16 protein-coding genes are annotated in these 17,305 nt (G+C 71.8%); 10 read left to right on the top strand and 6 right to left on the bottom strand.

Going from position 1 to position 17,305, the window contains the following annotated elements; translation table 11 throughout:
- The first annotated feature begins 29 nt into the window (after positions 1-29).
- The 3 genes from ATL31_RS07830 (at position 30) to ATL31_RS07820 (ending at position 2,904) form a co-directional block, all read left to right on the top strand.
- Positions 30-464: a GNAT family N-acetyltransferase gene (locus tag ATL31_RS07830; protein WP_245862105.1), complete on the top strand. Its 435-nt coding sequence runs from the start codon at positions 30-32 to the stop codon at positions 462-464.
- A 165-nt stretch (positions 465-629) separates the two neighbouring features.
- Positions 630-2,165, top strand: coding sequence for an ATP-dependent DNA ligase (locus ATL31_RS07825; protein WP_101395274.1), 1,536 nt, complete (start codon positions 630-632; stop codon positions 2,163-2,165).
- A gap of 16 nt (positions 2,166-2,181) precedes the next feature.
- Positions 2,182-2,904 (top strand): HpcH/HpaI aldolase family protein, encoded by a 723-nt coding sequence (locus ATL31_RS07820; protein WP_101395273.1) that lies wholly within the window; start codon positions 2,182-2,184, stop codon positions 2,902-2,904.
- Between the two features lie 73 nt (positions 2,905-2,977).
- Here the strand turns inward: ATL31_RS07820 and ATL31_RS07815 are convergent, their stop codons facing one another.
- A complete protein-coding gene (locus ATL31_RS07815) occupies positions 2,978-4,165 on the bottom strand; it encodes an IS30 family transposase (RefSeq protein ID WP_425440338.1) in 1,188 nt (395 codons plus the stop codon).
- A 130-nt stretch (positions 4,166-4,295) separates the two neighbouring features.
- On the opposite strand from ATL31_RS07815, the gene ATL31_RS07810 reads away from it, so the two are divergent.
- Positions 4,296-5,180 (top strand): alpha/beta hydrolase, encoded by an 885-nt coding sequence (locus tag ATL31_RS07810; RefSeq protein WP_211283985.1) that lies wholly within the window; start codon positions 4,296-4,298, stop codon positions 5,178-5,180.
- A gap of 18 nt (positions 5,181-5,198) precedes the next feature.
- Here the strand turns inward: ATL31_RS07810 and ATL31_RS07805 are convergent, their stop codons facing one another.
- On the bottom strand, positions 5,199-6,167 hold the full coding sequence (locus ATL31_RS07805; protein WP_101395272.1) for an aldo/keto reductase: 969 nt from the start codon (positions 6,165-6,167) through the stop codon (positions 5,199-5,201).
- Positions 6,168-6,416: 249 nt separating this feature from the next.
- Here ATL31_RS07805 and ATL31_RS07800 point away from each other — a divergent pair, with 249 nt between their 5' ends.
- The 5 genes from ATL31_RS07800 (at position 6,417) to ATL31_RS07780 (ending at position 11,670) form a co-directional block, all read left to right on the top strand.
- Positions 6,417-7,742, top strand: a complete 1,326-nt coding sequence (locus tag ATL31_RS07800; RefSeq protein ID WP_101395271.1) for an ABC transporter substrate-binding protein — start codon at positions 6,417-6,419, stop codon at positions 7,740-7,742.
- Positions 7,743-7,823: 81 nt separating this feature from the next.
- Positions 7,824-8,714, top strand: a complete 891-nt coding sequence (locus ATL31_RS07795) for a carbohydrate ABC transporter permease (RefSeq protein ID WP_158239813.1) — start codon at positions 7,824-7,826, stop codon at positions 8,712-8,714.
- Positions 8,714-9,601 carry a carbohydrate ABC transporter permease gene (locus ATL31_RS07790; protein ID WP_101395269.1) on the top strand — a complete coding sequence of 296 codons (888 nt, stop codon included), beginning with the start codon at positions 8,714-8,716 and terminating at the stop codon, positions 9,599-9,601. Before ATL31_RS07795 ends, ATL31_RS07790 begins: the two co-directional genes overlap by 1 nt.
- A gap of 23 nt (positions 9,602-9,624) precedes the next feature.
- Entirely contained in the window at positions 9,625-10,707 is a 1,083-nt protein-coding gene (locus ATL31_RS07785; protein WP_101395268.1) for a lactonase family protein, read from the top strand.
- 153 nt (positions 10,708-10,860) lie between these two features.
- Complete coding sequence (locus ATL31_RS07780) at positions 10,861-11,670, top strand: DeoR/GlpR family DNA-binding transcription regulator (RefSeq protein WP_101395267.1); 810 nt, start codon at positions 10,861-10,863, stop codon at positions 11,668-11,670.
- Here ATL31_RS07780 and ATL31_RS07775 read toward each other — a convergent pair.
- On the bottom strand, positions 11,596-12,735 hold the full coding sequence (locus tag ATL31_RS07775) for a lysylphosphatidylglycerol synthase domain-containing protein (protein ID WP_158239812.1): 1,140 nt from the start codon (positions 12,733-12,735) through the stop codon (positions 11,596-11,598). The two genes, ATL31_RS07780 and ATL31_RS07775, sit on opposite strands and share 75 nt — an antisense overlap.
- Before the next feature lie 278 nt (positions 12,736-13,013).
- Here ATL31_RS07775 and ATL31_RS07770 point away from each other — a divergent pair, with 278 nt between their 5' ends.
- Positions 13,014-14,549 carry a CehA/McbA family metallohydrolase domain-containing protein gene (locus tag ATL31_RS07770; protein ID WP_211283984.1) on the top strand — a complete coding sequence of 512 codons (1,536 nt, stop codon included), beginning with the start codon at positions 13,014-13,016 and terminating at the stop codon, positions 14,547-14,549.
- Positions 14,550-14,571: 22 nt separating this feature from the next.
- On the opposite strand, the gene ATL31_RS07765 is transcribed toward ATL31_RS07770, so the two are convergent.
- The 3 genes from ATL31_RS07765 to ATL31_RS07755 form a co-directional block, all read right to left on the bottom strand.
- Positions 14,572-15,498 (bottom strand): alpha/beta hydrolase, encoded by a 927-nt coding sequence (locus tag ATL31_RS07765; protein WP_101395265.1) that lies wholly within the window; start codon positions 15,496-15,498, stop codon positions 14,572-14,574.
- A 38-nt stretch (positions 15,499-15,536) separates the two neighbouring features.
- Complete coding sequence (locus ATL31_RS07760) at positions 15,537-16,400, bottom strand: alpha/beta hydrolase fold domain-containing protein (protein ID WP_158239811.1); 864 nt, start codon at positions 16,398-16,400, stop codon at positions 15,537-15,539.
- Between the two features lie 64 nt (positions 16,401-16,464).
- Positions 16,465-17,304 (bottom strand): ATP-binding cassette domain-containing protein, encoded by an 840-nt coding sequence (locus ATL31_RS07755; RefSeq protein WP_101395263.1) that lies wholly within the window; start codon positions 17,302-17,304, stop codon positions 16,465-16,467.
- Between the last annotated feature and the right edge of the window lies 1 nt (position 17,305).

Genomic DNA, 17,305 nt, shown 5'->3' with positions numbered 1-17,305 from the left:
GCGTGGTGGCGGTGCCTAGGGTGGAGGGCGTGCCCACCGTCCGTTGCGCCCCCACGCGCGAGCTGTCCGCCGAGACCCTGTACGCGCTGATGCGGCTGCGCCAGGACGTGTTCGTCCTCGAGCAGGCGTGCCTGTACCCCGACCTCGACGGGCGCGACCTCGAGGCGGCCACCGTGCAGTGGTGGGCCGAGGGGGCGGACGGGTCGGTCGTGGCGACGCTGCGGGTGCTCGACGACGGCGCCGGCGTGGCGCGCATCGGGCGGGTGGCGACGGCGGCGTCCGCGCGGGGGGCCGGGGTGGCGGCCGAGCTCATGGGCGGGGCGCTCGCGGCGGCGCGGGGCCCGGTGGTGCTCGACGCCCAGCCCTACCTCGAGGGGTGGTACGCCCGGTTCGGGTTCGCGCGCGACGGCGACGAGTTCGTCGAGGACGGCATCCCGCACGTGCCGATGCGCCTCGCTCGCTGAGGCCGGTCGCGGCCTCGGTGGGAGCGGGCCGGCGCGCGAGACAAGACCTGCTGCACGGGACCCCGGCTCGCAGCTCGTGTCTGGTGCGCTTTTCGGGGTCACCCCGAAAAGCCGAGGGGGGTCCGGGGGGAGCGGGCTGTCGGTGGGCGCGGGCAGGATGGCCGGATGGACGTCGCCCTCGCCGACCTCGTCGCGGTCTCCCACCAGGTCGCGGCCACCCGATCGCGCACGGCCAAGACCGAGGCCATCGCCGGGCTGGTCGCCCGGGCCGACGCCACCGAGGTCGGCACCGTCGTCGCGTTCCTCTCCGGGGTGCTCCCGCAGAGGCGCCTCGGGGTCGGGTACCGCTCCCTCGGGTCGCTGCCCGCGCCCGCGGCCGAGTCGTCGCTGACGGTGGCCGAGGTCGACGCCGCCTTCGACCGGCTCGCCGCCACGGCCGGCGCCGGCTCCACGGCATCCCGGCGAGGCGCCCTGGTCGAGCTGATGGCGCGCGCCACGGCCGACGAGCAGGCCTTCCTCCGCGCCCTGATGACGGGCAACCTCCGCCAGGGCGCTCTCGACGGCGTGGTGCTGGCCGCCCTCGCCCGGGCCTTCGACGTCCCCGACGCCGTGGTCCGCCGGGCCGTGATGCTCGCCGGCTCCACCCACGTCGTCGCCGGGCTCGCGGCCGAGGGGGGCCGGGCGGCGCTCGAGCAGGTCGGGCTGGTGGTCGGGCGCCCGCTGCGCCCGATGCTCGCCGGCTCGGCCAAGACCACCGCGGAGGCGGTCGAGGGGTTCGCCGGCGCCGAGATGCTGGTCGACGGCAAGCTCGACGGCATCCGCGTGCAGGTCCACCGGCGCGACGGGGCCGTCACCGTCTTCACCCGCAGCCTCGACGAGATCACCGACCGGGTGCCCGAGGTCGTCGAGGCGGTCGCGGCGCTGCCCGGCGGCGACCTCGTGCTCGACGGCGAGGCCATCGTCCTCCACGACGACGGGCGGCCGGCGCCGTTCCAGGTCACCGGGGCCCGCACGGCCAGCTCCGCCGACGTCGAGCGGCTCCGGGCCGAGGTGCCCCTGACCACCTACCTCTTCGACGTGCTGCACGCCGACGGTCGCGACCTGGTGGATGCCCCCGCGCTCGAGCGGCATGAGGTGCTCGAGGCGCTGGCGCCGCACCTGCTCGTCCCGCGGGTGCGCACCACGGACCCCGCCGAGGCCGCGTCCTTCTTCGGCGGCCTGGTCGCCGCCGGCCACGAGGGCGTCGTCGTCAAGGACGCGGCAGCGCCGTACGCCGCGGGCCGCCGGGGGAGCGGCTGGGTCAAGGTCAAGCCCACCCACACCCTCGACCTGGTCGTGCTGGCGGTCGAGCGCGGGTCGGGGCGGCGCCAGGGCTGGCTCTCGAACATCCACCTCGGCGCGCGCGACCCCGAGACCGGCGGCTTCGTGATGGTCGGGAAGACCTTCAAGGGGATGACGGACGAGATGCTCGCGTGGCAGACCGAGCGTTTCACCGCGCTGGCCGACGGCCCGGCCGACGGGTACGTGGTCACGGTGCGCCCCGAGCAGGTCGTCGAGATCGCGATCGACGGCATCCAGCGATCGTCGCGCTACCCGGGCGGCATCGCGCTGCGCTTCGCGCGGGTCCTGCGCTACCGCGACGACAAGACGGCCGACGAGGCCGACACCATCGACGCGGTGCGCGCGCTCGGGCCCGGCTGACCGGCAGGATGGCGGGATGGAGACCTCCCGCGGCATCTGGACCAGCACCACCGACGTCGACCTGCTGCTGAGGCTGGCCTCCGGCGGCTTCGACTGGCTGGCGCTCGACGCCCAGCACGGCCCCGTCGACCGGGCGGCCCTGCACGTCATCGGCCGCGCCCTGGCCGGGGCGCCCACACCGTTCCTGGTGCGGGTGCCCGCGGTCGACGCCGCCTGGATCGGGGCCGCCCTCGATGCCGGGGCCGCGGGCGTCATCGTCCCGTCGGTCGAGGGGGTGGCCGACGCCGGGCGGGCCGCCCTGGCCACCCGGTACCCGCCGCTGGGCGACCGCAGCTGGGGCCCCTTCGCGCCGCTCTGGGGCGGCACCACCACCACACCCGAGGAGGCCAACCAGGCGGTGCAGTGCTGGGTGATGGTCGAGACCTCCGGCGCGCTCGACGACGTCGACGTCATCGCGGCCACCCCCGGTGTCGACGGGCTGTTCGTCGGGCCGTTCGACCTGTCGCTCTCATTGGGCACCACCCCGGAGGCGCTGCTCGCCGACCACGACCCCACCGGCCCGCTCGCGCGGGTGGTCGCGGCCGCAGAGCGCCAGGGCATCCTCGTGGGCGGGTTCGCCGGTGCCCCCGAGCGGGCGCGGGCGCTCGTCTCCCACGGCATCCCGTTCGTCGCCGTCACCTCGGACGCGGGGGTGGTCGAGGCCGGCGTCCGGGCGGTGCTGGGCGACCTCGACGCCTGACACCCGGTCGAGAGGAGGCGACACGCAGAGCATCCGGCGGGCGGTCTCAATCGGTGAGCGCAACGGGTTGGTTTCAGGCTACTTCGGCGAGGGCTTCGGCTGGGGTACGCCATCCCAGGGTCATGCGGGGTCGGGCGTTGAGTCCGTCTGCGACGGTCTCGAGGTCTTCTTGGGTGTACACGGACAGGTCGGTGCCCTTGGGGAAGTACTGGCGAAGGAGCCCGTTGGTGTTCTCGTTGCTGCCGCGTTGCCAGGGCGAGGCGGGGTCGCAGAACCACACGCTCAGCCCGGTCTCGGCACGGACTCGTTGGTGGGAGCCGACCAGCTCGACGCCTTGGTCCCAGGTCAGGGAGCGGGCCAGGTGCTCGGGTAGGGCGGTGATCTGTTGCGCGATGGCGTCGGCGACGGATTCGGCGTCGTGCCGCCCTGGTAGGTGAAGCAGGATCACGAACCGGGTGGTGCGCTCGACCAGGGTCCCGATCGCCGAGGCGCTGTTCTTGCCGATGATCAGGTCACCTTCCCAGTGCCCGGGCACGGTGCGGGCGTCGACGTCCTTGGGTCGATTCGCGATCAGCAGCTCCCCGGGCACCCGGGGCCGTTTGGCGGCCTTGCGCGGGGCCCGACGGGCCCGACCGGTGCGAAGCGCGTGGTGCAGGTCAGCGCGCAGGTGGCCACGGCCTTGGACGTACAGCTCCTGGTAGAGCGTCTCGTGGGAGACCCGCATCGACTCATCATCGGGGAAGAGCACCTTGAGCCGGTTGCTGACCTGCTGAGGGCTCATCCGCTCGGTCCCGCCGATCCACGCCTGCACCGTCGCCGCGAGCACCCGGTGCCCGGACAGCTTGGTCGGTTTGGGCCGGCGGGCCCGCTGCTCAGCCTTCAGCTGCGCGATCCGCGCCGAGTACGGCCGCATCCGCACCGTCCCGGCGCTGGTGCGGCCCTTGGGGCGAAGGTTGCGCGCGATCTCCCGACTGATCGTCGACCGCGCCCGCCCGATCTCGCGCGCGATCTCCGCCTGGGTATGGCCCCGGGCGAGCATCTCCTCGATCGCCTCACGCTCCTCGAAGCTGAGCCGGTGGCCAGAGTCCGCAACCCGCATCCTGATCACGCCACCAGACTCGCGGACCCACCGCCCCGCGATGCTCGATCCGACCCCAGCCACAGCCGCGGACCGCAGCACGTCACCATCGAGCCGGTACTCACGCCAGAACGCGTCCTCAAACCGACGAGCCAACTTCAATGTCACAACACACCTCCACAGGTCGTGTTGCGTTCACCCCCTGAGGCCGCAGCGGTGGAAGCCTGCGTGTCGCCTCCTCTCGACCCGAGCGCGTCCATCCGGCGCCCTACCCGCGTCCATCCGGTGCCAGCTCCCGCCACGAACCACCCCCATGACCCTGCTCGACGACGCCCGTGCCTGGATGATGCAGAAGTCGGCGCCCCTCACCGTCCGGTACGGGGAGCCCCTGCGCTTCGCCGGCCGCGACCTGCCCGCCCCCGAGCGGCTGCGCGTCCCGACCCGGCACGGCGACGTCCGGGTGGACCTGTACCGGCCGCCGCGGGCCGGCACCGCGCCACCGGTCGTCGTGCACTTCCACGGCGGCGCCTTCGTGATGCGCTACCCCCAGATGGACGACTTCTGGTGCCGCTACCTCGCCGCCACCGCCGGGGTCGCCGTCGCCAACGTCGACTGGTCGGTGGCCCCGCAGGTGCGCTACCCCGTGGGGCAGGAGGAGGGGCACGACGTCGCCGCCGCCCTGGCCGCCCACGGCACCGAGTACGGCGTAGACGGCTCGCGGCTGGTGGTCTCGGGCTTCAGCGCCGGCGGCCAGGTCGCGGCCTCGGTGTGCCTCCAGGCCCGCGACCGCGCGTCCTTCACCCCGGTGCTGCAGGTGCTCGGTGTCCCCGCCCTCGACCTCGCCTCCGAGGTGCCCGAGGGCGCCGGGATGATCGACCCCGCCCTGCGCCGGATGGTGCGCCGGGTGTACTTCCCCGATGTCGAGCGGCGCCGGGAGCCTTACGCCTCACCGCTGTTGGCCGACGACCTCTCGGGCCTGCCGCCGACCATCGTGATGACCGGTGAACGCGACGCCCTGCGCCCGGACGGCGACACCTACGCGCGGCGGCTGCGCGAGGCCGGTCTCGAGGTCGTGCACGACGTCACGCCGGGTGCCGACCACTACTTCCTCACCGACGACCCGGTGCGGGCCCGCACGACGATGGCGATGGTGGCCACGCGCGTCCGGGCCGCCTGCGGCCTGACGACCGACGCCTGACCGCCCCCGACCGCCGGCTCAGAACCCGGTGTTCGGGCGCGGCGTGTAGTGCTCCTCGAGCGCGGCCACCTCGGCGTCGGTGAGCTGGATGTCGAGGGCGGCCACGGCATCCGTGAGGTGGTGCGGCTTGGTCGCGCCGACGATGGGCGCGTCGACGACCGGGTTGCGCAGCACCCAGGCCAGCCCCACGCTCGCCATCGCGACCCCGCGCTCGGCGGCGATCCGCTCGACGGCGCCCACGATGGCCGCGTCGGAGTCCTGGTACAGCCGCTTGCCGAACTCGTCGGTGCCCGAGCGGTCGGTCTGCTCGCCCCACGGCCGCGCCACCCGGCCACGCGCCAGCGGGCTCCACGGGATGGCGCCGACACCCTGGGCCGCGAGCAGCGGCAGCATCTCGCGCTCCTCCTCGCGCATCAGCAGGCTGTACTGGTCCTGCATCGAGACGAACCGGGTCCAGCCGTTCAGGTCGGCCGCGTGCTGCATCGACGCGAACTGCCAGGCCCACATCGACGACGCCCCGATGTAGCGGGCCTTGCCGGCGCGCACGATGTCGTGGAGCGCCTCCATCGTCTCCTCCATCGGCACCTCGGGGTCGAGGCGGTGGATCTGGTAGAGGTCGACGTAGTCGGTGTCGAGGCGCCGCAGCGAGGCGTCGACCTGCTCGAGGATGGCCTTGCGCGACAGCCCGGAGCCGCCGGGCCCGTCGTGCATCTTCCCGTGCACCTTGGTGGCCAGCACGATGTCCTCGCGCCGGCTGTAGCGCCGGATCGCCCGGCCCACGAACTCCTCGGACGTGCCCGCGCTGTAGACGTTCGCGGTGTCCCAGAACGTGATCCCCAGCTCGACGGCCTGCCGGAAGAACGCGCCGGAGGTCTCCTCGTCGAGCGCCCACGGGTGGTTCCCCCGCGACCCGTCGGCGTAGCTCATGCACCCCAGGGCGATGCGGCTCACGCGCAGGCCGGTGCTACCGAGACGGGTGTACTCCATGCGGATGCTCCTTGGGTCGGGTCGTTCCCTGCATCATGCGCCAGAGCCGGGGCCGCCGGGGCGCTGGGGGCCCCGGAGGTGGCCGACCGGGCCCGGAGCGGTCCGCCCCGAAGGGGGCCCGTCACCAGGGCGAGGGGCCGTTCCGCGAGCCTTCGAACGCCTGTGATAGTCCGCCAACATGCTATGTAAATAATCCAACAGTCATGGTAAGTTCGCGCCACTCAGTCAGGTGCACGAGAGGATCAAGCAATGAGGCTTCGAATCAGCGTTCTCACTGTGGGCGGAGTGGTCACCTGCCTCGGGCTGACCGCGTGCGCCGGCGGCGCGGCCCCGGCGTCCGACAGCGGCGGAGCGACCAATGCCGTGTCGTTCGAGTCGTGGAGCCCGATCCAGCAGACGACGGACCAGATGGTCGCCGCCGTCCAGGCGGCGAACAAGGGCGTCACCGTGAAGGCCACGATCTACAACGCGCCTGACTACCTCGTCGACCTCCAGACGCGCGCGGCGTCCAACACGATGCCCGACGTCGTGGGGCTGCAGTCCGGTGCCTACACCCAGCAGTTCCGCGCCAAGCTCATGCCGCTGCAGGACTGTGCAGCCAAGACCTGGGGCGCCGACTGGAAGACCAAGTTCTTCCCGATCGGGCTCACCGAAGCCCAGCTGGGCAACCCCAAGGGCGACACCAACTTCTACTCGCTGCCCCTGATGAACGAGACCGTGAACCTCTGGGCGAACACGGACATCCTCAAGGCGAACAACGCGACGATCCCGCAGACCTGGGACGAGCTCGTCGCGTTCTCCAAGAACCAGAAGGGCAAGGACTTCGCCCCGTTCCTGATGCCTGCTCTCCAGGGCTGGAACCGCAGCATCGTCTTCCTGCAGATCGTCAACAACGTGAACCCGGGACTCGTCTACAAGGCCGAGGGCGGGACGGACAAGTGGACCAACCCGGACATCGTCAAGGCGTTCGACTACTGGCAGAAGCTGTTCACCCAGAAGGTCTTCCAGGACGGCGCGATGGGCCTGACGGCCTACCCGGACGCCGGCAACCAGATCGAGGCGGGCAAGGCGGCGATCTTCCCGTTCGGCAGCTGGTGGATCCAGCAGTCCGACCCCACCCGGTCCGGCACGCCGCCGGTGTCCCAGGGCATGGCCGGCTGGAAGCCGTTCCTGTTCCCGACCATCCCGGGTGGCGCATCCCAGCCGCAGCTGGTCGGAGGCATGGACGTCGGCCTGGGCATGGCGAAGAACACCAAGAACCCCGAGCTCGCGTGCAAGGTGCTCACCGACTTCATCGCGGGCGCCGGTGCGCAGAAGATGATCAACACCTTCAACGACGTGCCGGCGGTGGTGGGGCTCACCCCCCAGAAGTTCACCGGCGACAACCAGAAGGCCATCTGGAACACGTTCATGACGGACTGGCTCCCCAACGTGAAGTACTCGCGCTACCTCGCGGACCCGAAGGTGGACCAGGCCGTGAACGATGCCCTCGCCGCCCTCGCGAGCGGGCAGACGACGCCCCAGGACGCCGCCGCATCGGTGCAGAAGGTGCAGGACCAGGTGAGCGCCGGGTAGCCGGGAGCCCTGCCCAGTTCCCACGCGCGGGCGTCCCGGCCCTTCGGGGCCGGGACGCCCATCACTGATCGGAGGTCCATGGTGAGGCGCTCCCTCAAGGAGAGCTCGGCGGGGCTGTTGTTCCTGCTGCCGGCGCTGTCACTGTTCGCGGTGTTCGTCGTGTACCCCATCGTGTACAACGTCCAGGCGAGCACCCTGAAGTGGGACGGCATCAACCCCGGAACCTCCGTGGGCCTGGGCAACTACGTCCAGCTCCTCCACGACCCCATCTTCATGATCACGCTGCGGAACTCGGCCCTGTGGATCCCCCTCACGCTGGTCCCACAGGCCGCCGTGGGGTTCCTCCTCGCCCTTGCCCTGAACCGGCGGCTACGGGCCAACACCCTCTACCGGGCGGTGTTCTTCGTTCCCGCCATCCTCTCCGCGGTCGTCGTCGGGATCGTCTGGTCGCACATCCTCGACCCGTTCTCAGGGCTGCTCGCAGCGCTGGGGAAGGTCACCGGGCTGACCTTCCTGAGCGCGAACTACCTCTCCGATCCGCACACGGCGATCTTCGGCGTGATCCTGGTGAACGTGTGGATGTGGACAGGGTTCTCGATGCTCTTCTACCTCGCCGGCCTGCAGCTCATCGACCGGAGCGTGCTCGAGGCGGCCCGCATCGACGGGGCGAGCGGGTTCCAGACGACGGTCCGCATCATCCTGCCCCTGCTCAAGCCGACCCATCTCTCGCTCCTGCTCCTGGGCATCATCGGCTCGCTGAAGACCTTCGAGCTGGTCTACGTGCTGACCGGGGGCGGCCCGAACCACGCCTCCGAGATGCTGCCGACGTACGCGTTCCAGCAGGCGTTCCCGCTCCAGAGCGTCGGTTACGCCTCGGCGATCAGCGTGGTCCTCCTGGTGATCGCGGTCGCGAGCTCCCTCATCATGGTCCGCGCCTTCGGCGCGGGCTTCATCTCCAGTGAGGAGAAGTGATGACCGCTGCATCCGGCACCACGCTCGCGAACGACGGGACGGTGGCGGGGAGCCGACCTCGGAGGCGCCGCCGGCCGTCGTCCGGCCGCTGGCTCCACTGGTTGCTCGCGCCGCTCGCCGTCCTGTGGCTGGTCCCGGTCCTGCTGGTCCTGGGGCTGTCGTTCCTGCCCTCCGCCAACCCCGCGACCGTCCTGCTCGGGACGTGGCCCGCGCAGCCCGACTTCTCGAACTACGGCATCATCTTCCAGGAGAGCCCGATCTTCCAGGACCTCGTGAACAGCCTGCTGATCACGGTCCCGTCGGTGGTGCTCGTGGTGGTGCTGGGCTCCATGGCCGCCTTCGCGTTCGCGCGGCTGCACGTTCCGTTGAAGGCGCTGCTCTTCGGCGTTCTCGTGCTCGCGCTGGTGCTCCCCATGCCGAGCATCATCGTCGCGACGTTCAAGATCCTCCAGGCGATCCACCTGTACAACTCGATCCTGGGGCTCGTGCTGGTCTACACGGCGCTGGGCCTGCCGTTCGCCATCATCATCGTGCGCACCGCGTTCCTGGCCATCCCTCGCGAGCTGTTCGAAGCCGCCGTGATCGACGGCGCGACCACGTGGCAGGTGTTCTGGCGCATCTACTTCCCGCTGGCCCGCCCGGCGCTGGCGGTCATCGTGATCTGGCAGACCATGATCGCGTGGAACGACTTCCTGTTGCCGCTGGTGGCGATCAGCGACAACGACAAGAAGCCCCTCACGCTGATTCCCCTCGCGTACCGGGGGACGTTCCTCAGCCAGCCCGGCGCGCTGTTCGCGGTGCTGGTCATCATCTCGATCCCGGTCATCATCATCTTCATGCTCATGCAGAGGTATCTCGTGAGCGGTCTCGCCGGGTCGATCAAGTAGCGAGTGGGGGTCGGGAGCGCGGTATGAACACGTCCACGCTGTACGTCGGGTCCTACACGAGTGCGCAGGATGGCCGCGGTTCCGGCGTGTCGGTTCGCGGCGTGGGGGCCGACGGCGCGCTGACCGGTGACCTGTCGACCGTCCCTCTGTCGAACCCGACGTTCCTGGCTCTCGGTATGGGCCTCCTGTTCGCGGTGGAGGAGGAGCCCGACGGACGTGTCGTCAGCCTCGCTCGGACGCAGGGGAAGCTGACGGTGGTCGGTAGCGCCCCGTCGGGGGGCGGGCTGCCGTGCCACCTCGTCGTGGACGACGCCCGTCGCCGACTCGTCCTGGTGAACTACCTGCCCGCCGGCATCGCCACCGTCGTCGTGGCGCCCGACGGCACGTTGGGGCCCACGGGCTCCACGGCCGCGCCGGGCGGAACAGGGCCGGTCCGCGAGCGACAGGAGTCCCCGCACTTCCACCAGGCCCTGCGCGTCCGGGACGGGTCCGAGGACTGGCTGGTCTCGGATCTGGGCGGCGACAGGGTCGTTCGGTTCGCCGTGCGCGGCGAGAGCGCGCCTCCCGCCCTCGTCGAGGTCTGTCGGCTCCCGGCCGGGTCGGGTCCCCGACACATGGGGTGGGTCGGCGACGCGCTGCTCGTCTCCGGCGAGCTGGACTCCCGTCTGCACGTCCTATCCCAGGCGTCAGGGGTGCTCGAGCACGTGGGAGCGGTGACGACGGGTGCAGAGCGCTCACGCGCGGGACGCCGTGTCGCGAACTTCCCGTCGCATCTCGTCGTCTCCCCCAACCAGGACTTCGCCTTCGTCGCGAACCGTGGATGGAACTCCATCGCGGTCTTCGACATCTCGCGGGTTCCCCGAGGGGGTATGCCGAGGCTGGTCGGGGAGGTCTCGTCCCGGGGGGAGTGGCCGCGCCACTTCACCTTCCACCGGGGATGCCTGTACGTGGCCAACCAGCGGTCGAACACCATCGCGGTCTTCGCCGCCGACGGCGACAGCGGCGTCATCGGCGACCTGGTCCAGGTCGCGCCGGCCGCTTCGCCCGTATGTCTCGTCTTCGCCGACGGGCCGTTCACCGACACCGGGTCAGGGGCGGCGCCCTGACCGACCGACGCGGTGCATTCCCGGCGCCGACAGAGGAGACAAATCTTTGCGAACAAAGCAACACTGCTGATGGAAAGTTAACACCTTTGTCGATAACGTATCGGCGACAGGGGCACCCTGGCAGAACAGCGACGACCGGAGGGAGCGCGGCACGTGACGAACCGTGGGCCGGCGGCGCGCCGGCAGCTGCTCAGCGACATCGTCGCCCGCCAGGGGTTCTGTACCGTCACCGAGCTCGCTGCTGCCGTGAATGTATCCGAGATGACGGTGCGTCGGGACATCGAGCAGCTCGCCTCGGACGAGCTGGTCCGCAAGGTCCACGGGGGCGTGACCGTCCTGACCCAGGAGGTCCTCAACCCGAGTGACTTCACGGCCCGGGCCACCGAGATGTTCGCCGAGAAGCAGGCGATCGCACGGGTCGCGCTGAACTTCCTCGTCCCGGGATCGACGATCTGCATCGACTCGGGGACCACGGCCCTCGAGCTCGCCCGGGCGCTGCCGGTGAACCAGGGCCTGTCGGTGGTCACCCACTCGGTACCCGTGGTCAACGCCCTGATGACCAAGCCCGGGGTCCGGGTCCATGTCTTCGGCGGCGAGCTGCACCCCGAGACCCAGGACTTCGCGGGGGAGGCCACCCTCGCTGCCATCGACGGCCAGCGCTTCGACGTCCTCTTCCTGGCCGCCGGAGGGGTCAACGAGAGAGGCGTCTTCTGCGCGTCCGACCACGAGGCACTGGTGAAGCGCTCACTGATCAAGGCGGCGCAGCGGATCGTGCTCATCGCCGACTCGGCCAAGTTCGACGGCCCGGCCATGGTGCGGGTGTGTGACCTCGACACCGTCGACCAGGCGATCGCCGACGAGGGGATCAGTGCGGAGCACGCAGACCTGCTACGAGGCGCCGGGGTGCCGCTGACCGTCGCGGCCGCCCAGGAACACTCGTTCGTCTACCTCGAAAGCAAGTGAGGCCACGGGCACTCCACGGCGGGGGAGTGCTGCGGGGTCGCCGTCCCGCCGTCCCGCCGCGGGCCGGCGGCGGGCGGAGAGCCACCAGCCGAGGATGACCAGGCCGCCCACCGGCACCTCCATCCCGATGACGAAGGCCCGGTAGAGGAGCACCCCCGCCGCCGCCGGTGCCGCCGGGGCGCCGAGCGCGGTGAGGGCCGCGGCCATCCCGACCTCGACCACCCCGGTGGCCCCAGGGGTGATGACGAGCATCGACAGCAGGCGCTCGACGACGAAGGCGGAGGCCACCAGCAGCGGGGCGGACGGCGCGCCCACGGCGGCCAGGCACGCCCACAGCAGCAGGGCCTGGAACAGGGCGTAGAGGACCTTGCCGCCCAGCATCCGGCCCCACCCGGTGCGCACGAGGTCGGCGCTCTCGGAACGGAAACGGGCTGCTCGCTCGCCCCAGCCCTCCGGGGCGCTCGGGAGCCGCGGATGCCGGGCGACGATGCGGTCGGCGACGCGCCCGGCCCGGCGCAGCGCCCGGTCGTCGCGCCCCACCAGGACGACGGCCGTGAGCAGGAGGACGAGCAGCGCCACGCCCAGCACGCCCGGGCCGACCAGGCGCGCCACGCCGGCGTCACCGGAGAGCGCGAACCAGCAGAGCATGACCCCGGGCAGCAGCAGCTTCACGGCGGTGTCGGCGAGGTTGGTCAGCAGCGCCCAGCGCCCGAAGGCGGCCGACCCGAAGCCCCAGGCCCGCACCATCCGCCAGTTCAGGGCGGTGCCGGCGGCGCCCCCCAGCGGCAGCAGGTTCGAGACGCAGGAGCCCGACAGGTTGAGGACCAGGGCGCGCCGGTGCGAAAGGCCCGGCAGCGCGGCGGTGAGCGAGGGGGTGTGGACCCAGAGCCCGGCGAGCCACAGCGCGGCCAGCAGCGCGAGCTGCACGGCGCTCGGTCGGCTCAGGGCGTCGACGACCGGCGCCCACGACGTGCCGGTGACCCGCGGGAGCGCCAGCGCCACGACCGCCGTGGCGGCGGCCGCGCCCGCGGCCCACCGCGCCGTCACGCCCCACATCCTCGTCATGCCCCCAGCCTGTCGTGTCGTCCAACGGCCGCGCATCAGGGGTGACCCGGGTCTCGACCCCGACCACGGTACTCAGGGTGCGGGTCGTGGTCGAGGACGCGCGCCACGCCCGGGGGAGGACCGGGCGGCCCCCGCCGGCTCATCCACGCCGGCCGACCCCGAGGGCAGGAGGCGCGGATGTTCGCCCACTCGTCCTTCTCAGTTCACCCACAGGTGTGCACCGGCGGGTGGGATGGAGCTCCCGCTTCCCGCCGACACCGACCAGGAGCCGAGTCCCCATGAGCCACGCCCACAACCACGCCCACCTGCACCCCCACCAGCCGCACGACAGCTGGGACGCGGTGGATGCCGACGCGCCCGAGGCGGGTCCGCCGTCGCGCCGCCAGCTGCTGAAGTACGGGGGAGTCGGGGCCACCCTGACGGCCGCCTCCGCCGTGGTCCCCGCCTCCGCCTTCGCCGCCGGTCACGGCCGGGGTCGCACGGGGGGCCGGGCCTGGCGGGCCGGCGACCACCACATCCACTCGGAGTACTCGGGCCGGTTCGACACCTCGAAGAACCCGCCGGTGTTCGCGAAAGGCGCCGACGCGGTGTACCCCATCGTGACGAACGCGATCATGGCCAAGAACTTCGGCCTGTCCTGGGTCATGTGCACCGACCACGGCGGCCCGACGCACTCGAAGGTCAACCTCGAGCTCGCCTACCCCGACCTGCTGCGCTCGCGGCGCCTGGTGCCGGAGGTCCTGCAGTTCTGGGGCATGGAGTTCGACGCGCCCCAGATGGACCACCACACCCTGATGATCCCGCGACGCGACGACGAGGCCCAGCTCCTCTACGAGCTCGAGTCGCGCTACGCCAAGCTCGACGCCTTCCCGTCGGACCCCTCGCGGGACACCGAGGCGAAGATGATCGAGTTCCTCAACCACACCCAGCGCATGTCCTCGCGACCGCTGGTCATCGCGCACCACGCGGCGCGCTCGGCCTCGGGGCTCGGCGTCTGGGGCCAGGACACCCCCCGCGAGTTCCGCAACAACCAGGACGTCGCGCCCGACGTGTACGTCGGCTTCGAGGGTGCCCCGGGCCACCAGGCGGGCCCCCTCAACGGCGACGCCCGCGGCGGGTACGGCAACTACCCCACGCACGGCGGGTACGACCAGATGACCGCGGTCGTCGGCGGCCTGTGGGACTCCCTGCTCGGCGAGGGCCGCAAGTGGTGGATCACCGCGACCTCCGACTCCCACGTCCACTGGACGCGGGGCGGCTCCGACTTCTGGCCGGGGGAGTACTCCAAGACCTACGTCAGCGCGCGCCAGGACTACGCCGACGTCATGGACGGCCTGCGCACCGGGCGGATCTTCGTCACCACCGGTGACCTCGTCACCAGCCTCGACGTCTCGGCCTCGCACGCGGGGCGGGCGGCCACCGTCGGCGAGACCGTCACGGTGAAGCGCGGCCGCGACAACGACGTCGAGGTCGAGATCCGCTTCCGCCCCCTCCAGGGCACCAACGGCAACGGGGACCGGCCGCAGGTGCGCCGCGTCGACGTGATCGCCGGTGACGTGACCGGGCCGGTCGCCGACCGCGACTCGGCGAGCAACCCCACGACCAAGGTCGTCGGCCGCTACGGGCCCAGCGACTTCCGCCGCCACGGCGAGGAGTGGGTGGTGCGCCACACCCTGCGCGACGTCACCACCAGGGGCTACGTCCGGGTGCGGGGCACCAGCACCGACGAGATGGAGCCGGCGGCCGACGGCCTCGAGTCGCCGTGGGACGACCTGTGGTTCTACTCCAACCCGGTGTTCATCGACGTCGCCTGACTGGCGGCCGACTGTCGGCCGGCTACTGCGCTTCGGGGTGGCAACGCCGCAGCGCGGCCACGTAGTCGGCGTACACGCGCTGGGAGACACCCGCCGTGGGGACGATGCTGTCGAACGAGTGGAAGGTCTCTGCGACGTGGTGCAGCTCCAGGGTGTTGCCGGCCAACAGCAGCCGTACCGCGTAGTCGACGCCCTCGTCCCGCAACGGGTCCTCCGCGGCGGTGAGGACGTAGGCGGGCGGTAGGCCGCTGAGGTCGGCCTCACGGCCAGGAGCCGCGTAGCGGGGCGGGGACCCGTGCTGCGGGCCGAGGTAGCGCTGCCACATCAGCTCCGCCTCGCGGCGGTCGAAGACGGCGGAGTCGGTGTACGTCTGCATCGACGCCGTCTGGAGTCGGTCGTCGATGACGGGACAGGCGAGGATCTGCTGTCTGATCGCGGGGCCGTGCTCGTCGCGGGCCTTGAGGCACACGCCGGCGGCCAGCGCGCCGCCGGCGCTCGACCCGCCCACCGCCAGTGCGCTCGCGTCACCACCGAACCGGTGCGCCTCGCGCGCCAGCCACTCGAGCGTCGCGTAGCAGTCGTCGAACCCGGCGGGGAAGTGGTGCTCGGGACTCAGCCGGTACTCGGGCGACACCACCAGCGCGTCGGCGTCCGCGGCCAGCCGCACGCACAGGTCGTCGTCGAGCTCGGCGAAGCCGTACGCGAAGGCACCCCCGTGCAGCCACAGCAGGCACGTGGTGAGGCCCTCACGCCGGCGAGGCCGGTACATCCGCACCCGCACGGGTGGCGCCGACGGGTGCTGAGGGTCGAGGTCGATGATCTCGACGCCGTCCGGCACCCTGACGCCGCTGTCGGCGTGCAGCCGTCGCAACCGCAGACGCTCGGAAGCGATGTCGTCCGGGTCGCCGCGCTCGAACATGATCAGCGCGGCGGCCAGTTCTGCGTCCATCGTGGTCCTCGTCGTGTCGTGGTGTGGTGTCGAGCCCGTCACCAGTCGGCGGCGACGGGTGACGGGCGTCCCAGGAACTCGGAGACTGTTGCACGAAGGCGCCGCGCCGGCTCGGACTCGGCCGCGAACCGGTCGAACGCGTGGAAGGTGCCGGCGAGGTTCACGACCTCCACCGACACCCCGGCCGAGAGCATGGCCATCGCCAGCTCCAGGCCCTCGTCGCGCAGAGGGTCGTGCTCGGTCGTCACGACCATCGTCAGGGGCAGCGCACCCAGGTGGGGATCGGTCAACGGGCTGCGCCAGAGGCTCGGCGTCGCGGTCGCCAGGTACCGGCCCCACATCAGGCGGGCCTGTTCACCGTCGAAGACCGGAGCCTTCGCGTACCGGGTCGTCGACCCGGCGCCGAGCCTGGTGTCGACGACCGGGTACGTGAGGAGCAGCCGATCGAGCGACAGCCCGGTGGCGACGGCGTCGAGGGCCGTACGGAGCGCCAGGGCGCCACCGGCGCTGGCGCCGGCGACCGCGGGGGCGGCCGCGACCCCGGCCTCGGACAGGCGGGCGACGAGCCAGGCGAGCGCCGCGGCGCAGTCCTCCTCGGCCGCGGGCCACGGGTGCTCGGGCGCGAGACGGTAGTCCGGTGAGACCACCAGCTGGTGGTGGGACGCGGCCAGGTCGCGGCAGATGTCGTCGTCGTCCTCGGGGGACCCCAGGACGAACGCTCCGCCGTGCACCCACAGCAGGCCGCCTCGCACCGGGTGCGACGGCTCGTACACCCGCAGCCGCACCCCGGAGCCACTCAGCCCGTGGTCGGTGATCGTGACGTCCTGGTCCGACTGACGCCGGAAGTGCCGGAACGACTCGGCGGTGGCGCGGCGCTGTCCGGCGACGTCGTTCGCGTCCACCGTCGGCAACGTCGAACGGACGGCCAGCAGCTCCGGGTCGTACCTGCGGACCGGGTGGGGCGCCTCAGACACCGATCGTCCCCGCTCCGTCATCGACGACGTTCCTCTCGGAGTCGGTCAGGAGCGCGTGCAGCTCCGCGCCGCCGGCCATCAGCTCGATGACGTCGGCGATGGACTTCTCGCCGCGGTCGAACTGCGCGATGGCCCGGCCACCTCTCAGCACGGTCGAATGATCCGCGGCCGCGTGGGCGTGGTAGGCGTTGTGGGTGATGAACAGGACGGCCGCTCCGCGATCGCGCACCGCCTGGATCAGGCGCAGGACGGTGGCCGACTCCCGGACGCCGAGAGCGGCCGTCGGCTCGTCCAGCACCAGCACGCGGGCCCCGAAGTGCACGGCGCGTCCGATCGCCAGCGCCTGACGCTCACCACCGGACAGGGTGCCGACGAGCTGCCGGCCGTCCCGCACCCGCGCGATGCCCAGCTGCTCGAGCTCGGCCAGCGCGGCCCGCTCCGCCGCTCGGTCGTCGATGCGCCGGAAGGGCCATCGCCCGATCGTGGGCTCGGCGCCCAGCACGAAGTTGCGCGCCACGCTCATCATCGGCAGCGTCGCCACCTCCTGGTAGACGGTGGCGATCCCTCGGTCGCGCGCATCGCGAGGACTGTTGAACGCCACCTCGTCGCCCTCGATCAGCACCTGCCCCGACGTCGGGCGCTCGACGCCGGTCAGCAGCTTGATCACGGTCGACTTCCCGGCCCCGTTCTCACCGAGGAGACAGTGCACCTGACCCGCGTACAAGGACAGGCTCAGGTCCTGGACCGCGGTGACGCCGGAGAACCGTTTGGTCACCTCGCGCAGCTCGACGACCGGAGCCGTCCCCACGCTGTTCGTGTTCGTGTTCGTCATC

Source organism: Phycicoccus duodecadis (genome assembly GCF_002846495.1).
GTDB lineage: Bacteria > Actinomycetota > Actinomycetes > Actinomycetales > Dermatophilaceae > Phycicoccus > Phycicoccus duodecadis.
Note: the sequence above shows the minus strand (reverse complement) of the source record. Positions and strands in the feature narration are given on the sequence as shown.

What these genes read in the sequence shown, in the direction of transcription:
- ATL31_RS07825 (WP_101395274.1), top strand. Translation starts at nt 630, where the DNA reads ATGGACGTCGCCCTCGCCGACCTCGTCGCGGTCTCCCACCAGGTCGCG.
- ATL31_RS07820 (WP_101395273.1), top strand. Translation starts at nt 2,182, where the DNA reads ATGGAGACCTCCCGCGGCATCTGGACCAGCACCACCGACGTCGACCTG.
- ATL31_RS07810 (WP_211283985.1), top strand. Translation starts at nt 4,296, where the DNA reads ATGACCCTGCTCGACGACGCCCGTGCCTGGATGATGCAGAAGTCGGCG.
- ATL31_RS07805 (WP_101395272.1), bottom strand. Translation starts at nt 6,167, where the DNA reads ATGGAGTACACCCGTCTCGGTAGCACCGGCCTGCGCGTGAGCCGCATC.
- ATL31_RS07800 (WP_101395271.1), top strand. Translation starts at nt 6,417, where the DNA reads ATGAGGCTTCGAATCAGCGTTCTCACTGTGGGCGGAGTGGTCACCTGC.
- ATL31_RS07790 (WP_101395269.1), top strand. Translation starts at nt 8,714, where the DNA reads ATGACCGCTGCATCCGGCACCACGCTCGCGAACGACGGGACGGTGGCG.
- ATL31_RS07785 (WP_101395268.1), top strand. Translation starts at nt 9,625, where the DNA reads ATGAACACGTCCACGCTGTACGTCGGGTCCTACACGAGTGCGCAGGAT.
- ATL31_RS07775 (WP_158239812.1), bottom strand. Translation starts at nt 12,735, where the DNA reads ATGACGAGGATGTGGGGCGTGACGGCGCGGTGGGCCGCGGGCGCGGCC.
- ATL31_RS07770 (WP_211283984.1), top strand. Translation starts at nt 13,014, where the DNA reads ATGAGCCACGCCCACAACCACGCCCACCTGCACCCCCACCAGCCGCAC.
- ATL31_RS07765 (WP_101395265.1), bottom strand. Translation starts at nt 15,498, where the DNA reads ATGGACGCAGAACTGGCCGCCGCGCTGATCATGTTCGAGCGCGGCGAC.
- ATL31_RS07755 (WP_101395263.1), bottom strand. Translation starts at nt 17,304, where the DNA reads ATGACGAACACGAACACGAACAGCGTGGGGACGGCTCCGGTCGTCGAG.